This window comes from Clostridium sp. BNL1100 (assembly GCF_000244875.1).
GTDB lineage: Bacteria > Bacillota > Clostridia > Acetivibrionales > DSM-1351 > Ruminiclostridium.
The window spans coordinates 1,015,520-1,030,450 of the sequence record NC_016791.1 but is presented as its reverse complement, the minus strand read 5'-3'; the positions used below and the strand labels follow the sequence as shown (position 1 = coordinate 1,030,450).

Below are 14,931 nucleotides of genomic sequence, written 5' to 3'. Positions count from 1 at the left end.
AGTATTTTACCTCACATAAAATCAAATTCTATATCAACATCATTGTTACCACCGAATTCCTTCACATTGACACTGTTTACACACCTGTTGAATTGGTCATATTCGTTATAAAATTTATCGTATAAATCTTTCATGGCAGTTGTCTTTTCCATGTCAACAGCTTTCTTTATGTATGCCCCGCAATAATTGCACTCCTGGCAGTCATTTTTGCAGAACTCTTCTTTTTCGTAAAATGGTTTTATAAAGCCATCCAGTTTCTTATTATCCAAATACGCATTAAAATTGTTAAGTGTTGAAAACATATTTAGCAAATCCATTAAATTACCGTCATAATCCTCTTTGAAATAATATGAAACTGTTCTAACAGGATCTCCACCCTTCATAAAGGTATGTCTTCCCTGTATTTTAAATCTGTTTATCCCTATGTCGGTATACAAATTGAGGTCCTCAGGTCTAATCCATGAAAGCTTGAGAAGGTTGCTTATATCCTCATATCTCTGACGAATACACCTGTGTTCGTAATAGTTTATGCTGGTATTACTTACATTCCCAAAGGGATTTTCAGATACCATATTATAATGAAACATACGGTATACGCAGTTTATTGCACATATCTGGTTTGCTATAACCTCAACATTCTCCCCAAAGGACTTGCTGATCCTTTCCAGTACATGAAACTTCCTGTTAATTGATTCATCAGGAACAATTTTATTTACACCCAGTCTTTTATAGTACATAGCCTTATTTACGTTTGTAATCTGACAAAGGCAGGACGCTTTAATTTCAAAATCCAATTTCATGGATTTTATTATTTCAATCAAAGGAGGAAGGGCAATGGTTAATTTTCTTACACCTGTATCATATAAATTCCATAGAAATGTTTTCAGTTCAAGTATCCCATCCTCACTAAATTCCATATTGTGCATGTGTGTGGCATTCAAAGTATAATTAAAGTCAATATTGTGCTGTTTTGAATACTTGATATAGTTATATAAATCCACAAAATCCGTTTCGAGCATTTGTTCCACCAGTCTTCCCGAACCAACGATTTTGCCTTTTGTTAAACTCCCATACGTCTCAACTACCTTAGCATGGTCATACTGTTGATTAAGTTTATGATAACCATCTATTGTTTCGTTTTTAAAATCTGCGGGCATACTAAAATACTTAATCATAAAATATAATCCCCCTCCCTTTCTTATCAGAACAAGAAAAAATTCCTCTACCTTGCCCAATAGCTCACTGAATTTTTTAATTATCAAAATCAAAATCAATATCAACCGCAAATGGTACTTCCAAGTCACTTTCAATGGATTTTAATTCTTTGTACTCATAATCATCTTTAAAATCCTGTATATCCGTTAATTTAACAGTTCTATCAGCTAGAATCCGGTTAAGAGTTGCAATAAAATATGTCTTCCACTTTTCCACCGTCTCATTTTTGAACAAACTGATATTATAAATAATATTAACTTTAATGGTTTCACCCGTATCTGTTACGGAAAAAGTCATATCAAAATTTGAATTTATGCTTCTTTCAAATGGGTTTATCTTCAAACCATCTAAGCTTACCCTTGGGACTTCAAAATCCTGCAGCTGGAACATTACATTAAAAATAGGATTTCTACTTAAATCCCTTTTTGAACATACCCTTTTGACTAGCTCATTAAAAGGATAATCTTGGTTGCTGAATGCTGTCACGGTATTCAATTTTATTTGAGAAAATACTTCCTCAAATGATTGGGTACGTTCCAGTTTATTTCTGAGGATGACTGTGTTTACAAACATTCCCACTAAATGTTCAACGTCTCCCATAGTACGACCTGAAACCGGGGTTCCCAGAATTATATCCGTCTGTCCGGTTATCTTATAAAGAAAAATATTAAATACAGTCAATAATACTGTGTATAATGTGGAATCCAAGTCAACACAGAGCTTTCTCAACAAGGAGACCTCTTCCTTATCCAGTTCAAAAGCCACACTGGCTCCTCCATAAGTCTGAACCGGCGGTCTTTCAAAATCAATCGGAAGATTCAGTTGTGGAATAACCCCATTAAAACGGGATAACCAGTATACTTCCTGTTTTTTTAATTTATCCTGATATCTTGAACTATCTTGCCATACGGCATAGTCTTTATATTGCAGCTTCAATTTAGGCAATTCCTTTTGCTGGTATATGCTCAAAAAATCCTTGATTATAATTCCAATAGAAATTGCATCAGTAATTATGTGATGCATGTCTATAACTAACAGATGTCTTTTATTTTCCAATTTGACAATTCCCACTCTAAGCAGAGGTGGTTTACTCAGATTAAATGGCCTGATTAATTTTTGTACCGTACTTTCAATGTTTTCGGACCCTTTTTCAATGAATTCAATTTGAAAATCCACCTTGTCCATTATTTTTTGTACCGGTACCCCATCTACACTGATAAAAGCGGTTCTTAAGCTCTCATGTCTTACAATCAGATTGTCAAAAATACTTTGAATCAAGGAGATATCTAAATCACCCTCCAATTCTACAATCTCTGAAATATTGTACATTGTATTGTCTTTATACAGTAAATCTAGAATATACAACCCTTTTTGTGCAAAGGATAAAGGGTAATATTCTCTGTTTTCAGCAGGCAATATTATGTTATCTGAACCATCGGTTGACCACTTTTTGATAATCGCCGATTGCATTTCAATTGTGTTGTTTGTAAACAGAGTCCCCAGCGGTATACTTACATTAAATGCAGTATTTAAATCAGAAACCAGTTTCATGAGGTTTAGAGAGTTACCGCCAAGATAAAAGAAACTTGTTTCAATATCAAATTGGTTCGTACCAAGAATACCCGACCAGATCTCATATATTTTTTGCTCAAATTCATCTCCGGGTAGCTTTTTTTTGTCTACATCCTTAAAATCATTAGCTATTTCGTTCAAAGCTCTATAGTCGGTTTTTCCGTTTATTAATCTTGGTATACTATCAATGACTATGTTTTTTGAAGGAATCATATAAGCCGGTAAACTGTGGGATAGAAATTCATTCAGTGAATTAATCAGTTCTTCTTTCTGTCCCTCATCTTTAACAACAATAAAGGAAACCAAGGAATCAGTATTGGACAAGGTAGTTATTTTTGATACAACTACATCAGATACAAGTTCATGCTTGGATATCAGGTGTTCTATTTCTCCCAGTTCAATTCTGTAACCCATGATTTTTATCTGATGGTCCATCCTGCCATAACACTGAATTTCTCCGTTATATAGCCATTTTGAAATATCTCCGGTTTTATATATTCTCTCATTTGGAATAAAAGGATTTTGTATGAATTTTTCTTCTGTTAATTTATTATTTGATATATAGCCTCTGGCGAGCCCATCTCCGCCAATGTATAGTTCACCTTTTACCCCTTTTGGTATGAGCTGTTTTTTGCTATTTAGTATATAAATTTGTGTGTTTGCAATTGGGTTACCTATATTTACTTGTTTTTGTCCTGTTAGTTCTTTGATAGTAGACCAGACTGTGGTTTCAGTTGGTCCATATACGTTATACACCTTTAAGCCCTCAAGACCTTCAAGATATCCCAGAAGGTTCTCCGTGAAAGGCTCCCCTCCTATGATAATTTCCTTTAAGCAGGTAAGGTACTTTGACCATTTCTTGTCACTCAGGAACAGTTGTGCCCTTGAAGGTGTCATTTGAACCATATCAATATTATTTTTACGGATCAGTTCACAAACCATACCAATATCTTTTTGACTTTGTTCATCGGCAATTACAACTTTTAAGCCCTTTGTAAGTGCCAATATTGTTTCAAGTACAAAAATATCAAACGAAATTGTGGTAAGGGCTAAAATAGTTTTTCCGGCTGAAAAGTCTATTTTTCTGCTCATACCTGTTATAAAGTTATTTACTGCTCGATGTTCAATCATTACTCCTTTAGGTTTTCCGGTAGAGCCTGAGGTATATATGACATAGGCGAGATCTGAAGGTATATTCACTTTTTCAGGATTGTAATACGGTTCTTTCTCAGATTCAATAATGTTTATTACTTGCCCTTTAAAATCCCAGGAAATAGATTTTTGCTTATCCACAAGCAAGAACTTGCCGTCACAGTCTTCCAGCATATATGAAATACGTTCTTCCGGAAGTTCCGGATCAATAGGCAGGTATGCTCCCCCTGCTTTTAGGATACCTACAATGGCTATCATCATATCAAAGGAACGCTTTAACATAATTCCTGCAACCATATTCGGTTTGAAACCCTGTCTTCTTAAATAATGTGCCAATCTGTTTGAGCGTTCATTTAATTCTCTATACGTAAGTATTTCATTGTGATATATCAAAGCAGTAGCCTCAGGTGTTAATCCCACCTGCTTTTCAAATAAATCAATAATGGTATCTCCTCTGGAATAATCACAATAGGTATCATTAAATTCGTATAGCAATTGTTGACGTTCTTCTTCCTGGAGAAGGTCTATATCCTCTATAGTTATTTCAAAATTATCGGAAACCTGTTTTATTATTGTCCCCAAGTGTCTTGCTATCTGTTCTATCAACCATTCCTCGTAAACATTAGCATTATAACTAAAATCTATTTCAATTCCATTTGCAGAGTTTACAATAATATTCAAATCGTAGTTTGTCTGCTCAAATGCTTCAACCCCCTCAACTATAAAGCCTGTACTTTCGTATCCGGCAGCTTCTGAGGCATTTTGTCCCAGGGGATAGTTTTCATAAATAATAATGTGGTCAAATAGTCCTTGTTTTAGTTCTGATGCAGCCTGTACTTTTGAAAGAGATATAAAGCTATATTGCTCAGATTCAAGTGCTTCATCCTGCCGAGCCATTACCAACTCACTGAACTTAGTCCATGATTCAGTGCTAAAGCGTACCGGAATCGTATTAATAAATAATCCAAGCATATTTTCGATATTTTCTATTTCTGCAGGGCGCCCTGATACAACAGCACCGAACACCACATCCTCATTACCGGTGTATTTTTGTAAAAGAATCCCCCAAACACTCTGAATAACTGTATTCTGTGTTACGTGATACTTCTTACTTATGTCCTCAATCTTTCTGACACACTCTTCATCAAGGTTCATACTGAACTGCTTTTGTTTGTAACTCTGGTCTTCCCTTTTATTCCTTTGGGGCAATAATGCCTGAGTATTATAACCCTGTAAATACTTGCCCCAATATTGTAATGCTGAATTTTCATCATTCTTTTCAAGCCATTCGATATAATTCCTGTAGGAAGTTACCTGAGGAAACTCTAATTTATTTTTTCCGTAAAAACAGGTATATCGTTTCAGGAGTTCACCAAATAGTATACTTAGGCACCATCCGTCCATCAGTATATGATGAAAACTCCATATAAGCTTGTATTGTCCGTCTCCCCAATAAAGTACAGACATTTTTATAAGACTGTCTCTTGTTACATTAAAACCGGTTTCACGTTCCAGTTTCTTAAATGCCTTATAATATTCATGCTTTTTATGGTCATCCATGCCGGAAATATCCTCATAGAGAACTGATATCCTTCTTTCCTTCAATACAACTTGGAGAGGATTGGAAAGTCCCTCATAAACAAACACCGTACGTAAAATATCATATCTCTTAACTATTTCATTAAGGCCTTTTTCCAATAAATCAATTTCGAGTTTTCCGGATATATCAAAGGCACACTGTTGGAAATATGTCTCTGAGTTGCTTGAAACAGCATGAAACAATATTCCTTCCTGCATGGGAGAGAGCTTGTATATGTCCTGTATTATTCGTTCCTTTTCATTATTCCATTTAATATTTGTATATAAACTCTCAGTCAGCTTATCGAAGCTTTCCAAGGGCATGTCCAGTTTAAAATCAGCAGGTGATCCAAGTTCCGGCTTCCGAGTTTTGCAATGCAGTATTATTTCTTGGAGACTGGATTTGTAAATCTCCATCAAATTACTGATTGTTTCACTTTTAAATTCATTTTTATCAAAGGAAGCTGTTACTTTCAAACATCCGTCTATAGTAATGCAATTAATATCCAAAGCATACCACGGAGTGCCTTCGGGACTTACTTCCTTCCCGCAGGATTGCTGAGCAACTTCAAAATAATCTGAAACCAACTCTTTATCAAACTGTCCCATATAATTAAACATAATCTCGGGTTCAAGGCTTTCAAATGACTTTTCCTCTTCCCCTCTGTTTCTGATATATTGATATAATCCGAATTCTATACCACCATGGGGTATCTTACGAAGGTTTTCTTTTATCATCCGGAGATAATATGATAATTTATTTACACTGCCCATATCCAGTAGCACCGGAGATAATGACGTAAACCATCCAACTGTACGAGCTATGGGTAAATCCTGAAACAGCTCCTCACGTCCATGTCCCTCAAGTGCAATAAGTGCCTTATCATTTCCACTCCAGGATTTCAACGCCATTCCAAGTCCTGCCAGTAGAATGTCTTCTATTTTAGTATGATATGTATTGTGTATATTCTTTAACAGATCGTTTGTTTCATCACTTGTAAAGGTTATTGAAACTGCTTCCTTGTATTTGTTTCTTCTTATATCAGAGGCTTGAAAATCCCTTGGTAATCTTGGTACAGGTACATTCAATATATCTCTCCAATATTGAACATTTTTGTATACTGAATCGGAATTGGCATGTTCCTTCAATTCCTTTGCCCACTGTTGAAATGAAGCTGTTTTTGAAGGAAGCACTATCTTGTTTTCCTTCAAGGACTGGTCATATGCAAGCTTAAGGTCTTCAAGGAGTATTCTCCAGGATACCCCGTCTACAACAAGGTGATGAATTATTATAGCCAGATATTCTCCTGCAGATGTGTGAAATAGTCCGATTTTCACCAGAGGACCTGTACTTAGGTTAATACTGCTTTGAAGTAATTCACATTGCTCCTCAATCGTTTTTATATATTCGCAGTCTGTAAGTGTATATTCATAAAAGTCATACAGATTTGCAGATTCATCATTATTGTACTGAATAATTTCATTACCCTGCATCTTATATACCATTCTGATTGCATCATGATGCCTTATAATCCCGTTAAGAGCATTTTTTAAAGCCTTAACGGAGAATTCATCTTTATTGAAAATCATAACTGATTGATTAAAATGGTGATTGTCTTCACTACTCTTTTTAAAGAATAATTTCTGAATAGGAGTCAAAGGTAATTCCCCAGCTTCAAACTCTTTACCTGTTTCGTACACAACTGATTTAACATGTGAGGACAACTCTTTTACAGTAGGATATTTAAAAAGATTCTTTATTGTAAATTGTAATCCATGCTGATAAAGACGGGCTAATATTTGCAGCGCTTTAATTGAATCTCCGCCAATTTCAAAGAAATTATCTAAAGTTCCAACACGTTCAATGCCTAAAACATCACCCCAAATTTGGCAAAGCACCATTTGAGTATTATTCTCAGGTGGAACATAAGTCTTTCTCACTAAAACTTTGTTTGGCTTTGGCAAAGCCTTTCTATTCAATTTTCCATTGGCTGTCAAAGGGATTTTTTCTATTGTCACATAATATGATGGAACCATATAGTCAGGTAAAACACCTCCAAGAGCAGTTCTCAAATTGTTTGGAGAAATCTCCTTATCAGTGACAATGTATGCACACAAACTTTTACCCGTCTCATCATCAACATCAATTACAACAGAATCAGTTATTCCGTCAATCTTCCTTAATGCACCTTCAATTTCCCCAAGTTCAATTCTGAATCCTCTTATCTTAACCTGATTATCTATTCTTCCCAGATACTCTATATTCCCGTCTTCATTCCACTTTGCCAGATCTCCGGTTTTATATAGGCGCTCTCCGTTAACAAATGGATTAAAAATAAACTTCTCCTTTGTCAGAACCTCTTTATTGAGATATCCTCTTGCCAGGCCTACACCACCGATACATAGCTCACCCGGCACACCAATAGGTTGAAGGCGACCGTCCTCATTTGTAATATACAGTCTTATATTATCTATTGGTTTTCCGATTGGAATAGACTGTATACCTGTTGTATTACGGGGACAGTTAAAATAGGATACGTCTATGGTCGCCTCTGTGGGTCCGTAAAGATTTACCAAACATACTCCGGTATTATTTCTGAGTATGTAATTAAATCTATTTACCATATCAAGTGTCAGTGCTTCACCACTTGTAATTATATACTTTAAGCTATTAAGCTTGTACGCTTCGGAACATGTATCCAAATAACTCAAAAATGCATTAAACATTGATGGAACAAAGTGAAGTGTAGTCACCTTATTGTTATAAATGGCTTCAACTATGGACTGAGGATTTTTCTCCCCTTCGTTTTCCAAAAGACATACTACCGCTCCCTGCATACCCCACCAGAGTATCTCCCAAACTGATACATCAAAAGAAAATGTGGTTTTCTGAAGAACAACATCTCCTTGATTTATGGGCGTATTTTTTTGCATCCATATCAATCTGTTCATTAAAGACGTATGCTCAATCATTGCACCCTTGGGATTTCCAGTTGACCCTGAAGTATAGATAACATATGCTAAACTGTTTGGCTGGGTTATATTATTTGGATTTGTTTTACTTTCCTTTGAATAATCGTCATCCAGATAAACAATTTTGCCTTTAATATCGGATGAAGTAACAGTATTCCTATCGGTCAGTATAAACTCAATTCCGCTGTCATTAATCATATAATTTATGCGTGTTTGGGGATACTCGGGGTCTATAGGTAAATATGCACCCCCGGCCTTCAATATCGCATATATTCCCACCATCATTTCAAAGGATCGCCTTACCATAAGGCCAACAATTGTGTCATTTCCTATACCCAGACCTCTCAAGTAATGTGCCAATTGATTAGAACGTTCATTTAATTCTGCATATGTCCAATACTTATTGTTATATATTACTGCAATGTTTTGAGGTATCAGAGCCACATTTTCCTCAAACAGATCAATTACATTTTTATCTTTTATGTAATCACATGCTGTAGCATTAAAAGTATTTGTTATAATATCTTGTTCTTCTTGGGAGAGTATTTTTATCTCCCTTAATTCCTTATGGGGAGCTTCACAAATATCCTCTAAAATATTTATAAAGTGCTTGGACAGATTATTAATTGTATCTTCTTTAAACAACATTGTGCTATATTCAAATTCAAAGGTTATTTCACCCTTATCTTCAAAAGCAGTCAGCATAATATCAAATTTTGACATGTTGTTCTTGTGACTATATTCAGAAAAACGAAGTTTTCCCGAAGCATTTAATGTATCCAGCATGTTACCGGTATTTTGTAGAACAAGCATGGTATCAAACAGCGGATTTCGGCTGATATCTTTGGGAATGTTCAACTTATCCACCAGTTGTTCGAACTGGTAACTTTGATTATCAAATGCCTCAAGAGTGCTTTGCTTTACCTCTTCAAGAAATTGTACAAAACTTTTACTACCTTTTGGGTGGTTTAAAAGAGGTAGCGTGTTAACAAATACTCCGATGATATCCTGTAAATCAGCATGTTGTCGCCCAGCTACAGGCGTTCCCACAATTATTTCCTCCTGCCCCGTGTATCGGTTCAATAATACATTGTATGCCGCAAGAAGAACCATGAAAAGCGTAACACCCTTTTCTGCAGCCAAATCGTTAAGCTTACCGGTTCGAGACTTGTCTAATACAAAGTATGTATGTGCGCCTTCGTAGCTTTGTACGGCAGGACGGTTATAATCCGTAGGCATATTTAATACGGGTATTTCGCCTGAAAAGCGGTTAAGCCAATACTTTTCCTGTACATTATCAATATTTTCTTTATACAGGTTGTTCTGCCATTCTGAAAAATCTCTATATTGCATTTTTAATGGCTTTAGCTGTTCACCATTGTACAGACTTATAAAGTCATTTATCAGAATGTTCATTGAGACACCGTCAGAGATAATATGGTGCATATCATAAATAAAAATATATTTACCATCAGTAAGACTGATAAGTGCAACACGTATCAACGGAGCTTTGCTTAAATCAAACGGCTTAATAAAATCGTCAATTATATTATCAACCTGATTCTCATTACACTCATGGAACATTATCTTAAAATCAATCTGGTTATGTATAATCTGAACCGGTTCACTATCCTTCATAACAAAAGAGGTACGAAGTGAGTCATGTCTTTCTATAAGGCAATTGAATACCTTTTCAAAGTGGATTTTGTCGATATCGCCTTCTAATACAAAAATCCCTGACATGTTATATGTTGTCAGTGAGGGGTCATATTGATTAATAAAGTATAGTCTTTTTTGTGCAGAAGATAATAGATAATGTTCATTTTCTTCAACTTTGTTTATTGGGATATACGCTTTTTTATCAGAAGCTGTTAAATATGCTCCCAGCTTCTCTATTGTTGAAAATTTGAAAAAGTCCGTCAAAGGTAATTCCACTTCGAATTTTTTATATATATTATTTATAACCGTAATTGCCTTTAATGAGTCCCCACCCAATTCAAAGAAATCATCAAATATTCCCACCTCACTGATTCTGAACAAGTCTTTCCAGATTTCTGCAAGTTCTTTTTCAATTTGACTCTGTGGTTCAACATATCTGTTGGATAATACAGGTCTTGTGTAATAAGTTTTGGGTATATTTTCACTTTTTTCCGATTCCCCTGAATCAGTGTGATTGGGTTTAACCCATTGATTCAATCTTTGCTGCAAGTCTCCGGGGGAGCAAACAATCTGTCCCTGACCTTCAAAAGACAAAATTCTTTCAAATGCATCGATTGCTTCATCAGGTGACATTGAAAGTTCAGCAATTGTTGCTCCTATTGTGATTTTTTCATTACTTCCCTTATCTTTTTGCCATTCACTCCAGCAAACACTTTTCCAGTTTTTATTGTTAAAGCTGTTTATTTTTTGAACATAATAATCCATAAAAAGGTTAGCAGCTGAATATGCAACATGACCCAAACCACCAAGTACTGACGCAATTGAAGACATTAATACACAAAAGTCCGTTTCTTTGTCTCTGAAAATCCTCTCCAGAACCAATAAACCATACACTTTTGAATTAAACTGAGTTTTACATTCAGCTAAATCTAAATCGTTAATCAGACTGAAAGAACTGCCGTCCAATACTCCTGCGCTATGAATTACACCTGTTATAGCTCCGAACTCTTCTTCTGCCCTGTCAACTATATACTTCATTTTATCCTCATCAGAGGCATCAGAAGCGTCAAATAACAATATGTCTGTTCCATAGTTTTCAAGAGCAAGTATTTTTCTTATCTTATTACTGATTTTATCTTCCTGAGGGTAGGTCTCCAACCACCAATCCCATTTTTCCCTTTCCGGGAGAACAGTTCGGCCCGTTAAAATAACCTTTGCTTTATACTCTTTAACGATATGCTCCGCAAGGGCATATCCCACTCCCCCGAGTCCTCCTGTAATAAGGTATACTCCTTGGCTCTTCAATGGAATCTCCGTATTTACCTGTTGTTCCAATTTGACCTGTTCATATATCATAACCCAGCGGAATCCACTTCTATATGCAATTACCCTATCGGGTGATTCAGACAGCAATTCTGCCCCCAATTGGTGTACAAGATTGCTTCTACCCTTTTTGTGTCCTTCAGGTACAACTATGTCTATACATCTGCTTTTTATGTAGGAGTATTCCTGTGGTATTACTATACTTGCGGCTAATGCCGTAGCCTTTTCAGGACATGTTGGTTCCTCACCTGTGACAACATGAACGTTATTTGTTATTACATCAAGTCTTATCTCTTTATGTATTTCCAATTTTGCCAATGCTTTTGCAATTTTTAGAATACTGTACAAGCCTGCATCTTGGGCACAGTCAAAACTTCCCATTTGGCATTCCTCTATGGCAATACTGTCTACTCCCCAAAAATGTGCTATTTTCCCGATTGTTATTCCGGTAGATGTAATTTCATTAAAAAGTCTTTCATAATCACCGCTTTGTGTAGGGTCGATTATGAACCTTTTTTTATCAACTCTTTCATAGGATTTTCCCATGGTCACTGTAACAACATTAATCCCATTTTTTGTAAAGTATTTAATTATTTCATCAGAAATTCCAAGAGTATCCCTAAATATTAGCCACTGTGAGCTATTTGACTTACAGTTGTATCCGGGTGTGGAACGAACCCATTGAGGTACATAGAACCATTCTGCAATGTTTTCCTTTTTATATAATGAGATTGTTTTTTCGTTTCTGAAAACATCTTTTGGATTACTGTCTATCCAGAATCTCTTACCTTCAAAAGGATATGTAGGTAAATTTATATGCTGCCTTTTCTCTGCGCCATAGAAGTTCTTCCAATTGATTTTTATACCACATCTCCATAATTGTGCTATCTTGTTTAGCAGAAAATAAATGTCAGATTTACCGTCATGTTGAACATGTACCGTATTCAGAATCCTTTCCGGTTCGTTCTCAATAAATCTGTTCATCAGAACACTTAAATCCCGGCCGGGGCCTACTTCAACAAATACAGTATCAGAGTCTTCAAGAAGTTTTTCCATACCGTCTGAAAACCTGATTGGTTGAATCAAATGTCTTGTCCAGTACTCCGGGTCTGTAGCCTGCTCCCCGGTTATCCAAGTTCCGGTCAAGCCGGATATATAAGGAATTGAGTGTTTATTTAAGGTTATACTTTGAACTTTTATTTTGAATTCTTCCACTATTGGAGCTAATTCCTGGGAATGCATTGCATATGATACAGGTACTTTCATGCACAAATATCTTTTTTGTTTCATATATTTATCAAATGTGTCTATTGATTCTGCAGAACCTGATACAATACAGGAAAAACCGTTAATTATTGCAATAGAAACCCTTAATGTATCAGAATCTGCAGTGCTGTTATTAATTAAATTGAACTCATTTATCAAGGGCACTAATTCTGTTTCAGTAAGGGGTACACTTAACATAGCTCCCGTATTAAGTGATTTCATGAGCTTTCCGCGTGCCACAATTAATTCCAGAGCATCTTCTAGAGAAAATACCCCTGAAATCAAAGCTGCGGTATATTCACCAAAGCTGTAACCAATCATTGCATCAGGCTTTATACCCCAATGAATTAAAAGTTTGGTAAGGGAATATTCAAATACAAAAATTACAAGCTGAGTTAATTCCGTTTGGTTTATTTTCTGTTGTGCTTCCTGTTCTTTTTCTTTAACTGGGTATAAAACATCCTTTATATCAAAATTAACAAGACCTTTTAAAATTACCCTACAATTGTCAAATGCCATTCTGAATACAGGTTCTTTTTCATACAATTCTAAGCCCATATTAACGTATTGAGAACCTTGCCCGGCAAACATGAAAATGACAGATTTTTTGTCCTTTTCTGAAAAGAAAGCCTTAATATTTCTATTGTCTTTTGCTTTCAGAGCGTCAATTGCATCATTTATTCCACTGAACACAAGAGTTCTGCGATATTTAAACAGTTTACGGCCGGTATGTAAGGTATAGGCTACATCGGCAGGATTTACATCCGGGTTTGCCTCTAAATAATGTGCCAGATTGTCAGTCATCCTGTCTAGTGCCTGAAGACTTCTGGCGGAAAGTGCCAGCACATTCCACTGTCCCTCCTGCTGAGGCTCGTTTAACGCTTTTGGAGCCTCCTCCAGCACGATATGGGCATTTGTTCCGCCGATACCGAAAGAACTGACTCCCGCCCTTAACTGTGTATCTTCCTTTTTCCAATCAATCAATTCCTTATTAATATAAAAGGGACTGTTTTCTAAATTCAGTTGTGAATTAGGTGTGTTAAAATTAACAACAGGCGGAATAAGCTTATGCTTTAACATTAAAGCGGTTTTAATAAAACCTGCAACACCAGCTGCAAAATCAAGATGCCCTACACTGCTTTTGATAGTACCTAAAGCACAGTAATTTTTCTCCTGTTTTCCAAAAGCCTGTCTCAATGCCTCTATTTCAACCACATCTCCCAGTCTGGTACCAGTTCCATGGGTTTCAATGTATGATATGGTTGAAGGCTCCACCTCGGCAACCCTGTGGGCTAATCTTATGACCTCTGCCTGACCTTCTATGCTTGGTGCCGTATACCCGACTTTTCTGTTTCCATCATTATTTATAGCAGAACCCTTTATAACCGCATATATATCGTCCCCGTCATTAAGAGCATCTTCCAGAAGTTTCAGAGCAACAACACCTACTCCGCTACCCTCCACAAATCCGGAGCCTCCTTCATCAAAAGCCCTGCAATGTCCATCAGAAGACAGCACCATATCCTTTTCGTACATATAGCCTTTTTTTAGGGGAAGTGATATTGTAACTCCTCCTGCCAGAGCGATATCACATTCACCGCTCAAAAGGGCCTGACAAGCCATATGTATTCCTACAAGAGAAGTTGAACAAGCCGTTGATAAATCTATTACCGGGCCTTTCAAGTTTAGTTTATAGGCAATTTGAGTGGCTATGAAATCCTTATTATTCAGCAAAAAAGTCCCGAACCCTTCTGAAACGCTGTCATCCTTTGAAAATGACGAAACAATCTGCCAGTACAAATTATCAGAGGCCCCCACATACAACCCTATGGGTTTTTTATAGGTTTCCGGGTTATAGCCTGCGTCTTCAAGAGCTTCCCACACAACCTCATGCAGTATTCGAATTTGTGGATCCATCACTAAAGCTTCAATATTGCTGTAACCAAAAAAATCATTATCGAACTTTTCTGCTTCTTCCAGATGTCCATGGGCTTTGATATAATTTGGGTTTTCTATTTCGTGAATATCTATTCCCGCTGATAATAATTCTTCTTGGCTGAAAAAAGTTATACATTCTTTTCCGGCCTTTAAATTATCCCATAATTCAGATATATTACCGGCTCTCGGAAATCTTCCACTCATACCTATAACAGCTATTTCATTTCCTGAATATTCAACCTTGTTCATATTCTA

The 14,931-nt window shown here is 36.2% G+C and carries 2 protein-coding genes; both read right to left on the bottom strand.

What is annotated here, in order from left to right; all coding sequences use genetic code 11:
* Positions 1-11 precede the first annotated feature (11 nt).
* The gene (locus tag CLO1100_RS04330) at positions 12-1,175 is read right to left on the bottom strand and encodes a U32 family peptidase (protein ID WP_041700370.1); all 1,164 of its coding nucleotides are present in this window, start codon (positions 1,173-1,175) and stop codon (positions 12-14) included.
* Between the two features lie 76 nt (positions 1,176-1,251).
* A complete protein-coding gene (locus tag CLO1100_RS04325) occupies positions 1,252-14,925 on the bottom strand; it encodes a hybrid non-ribosomal peptide synthetase/type I polyketide synthase (protein WP_014312530.1) in 13,674 nt (4,557 codons plus the stop codon).
* Positions 14,926-14,931: the final 6 nt, after the last annotated feature.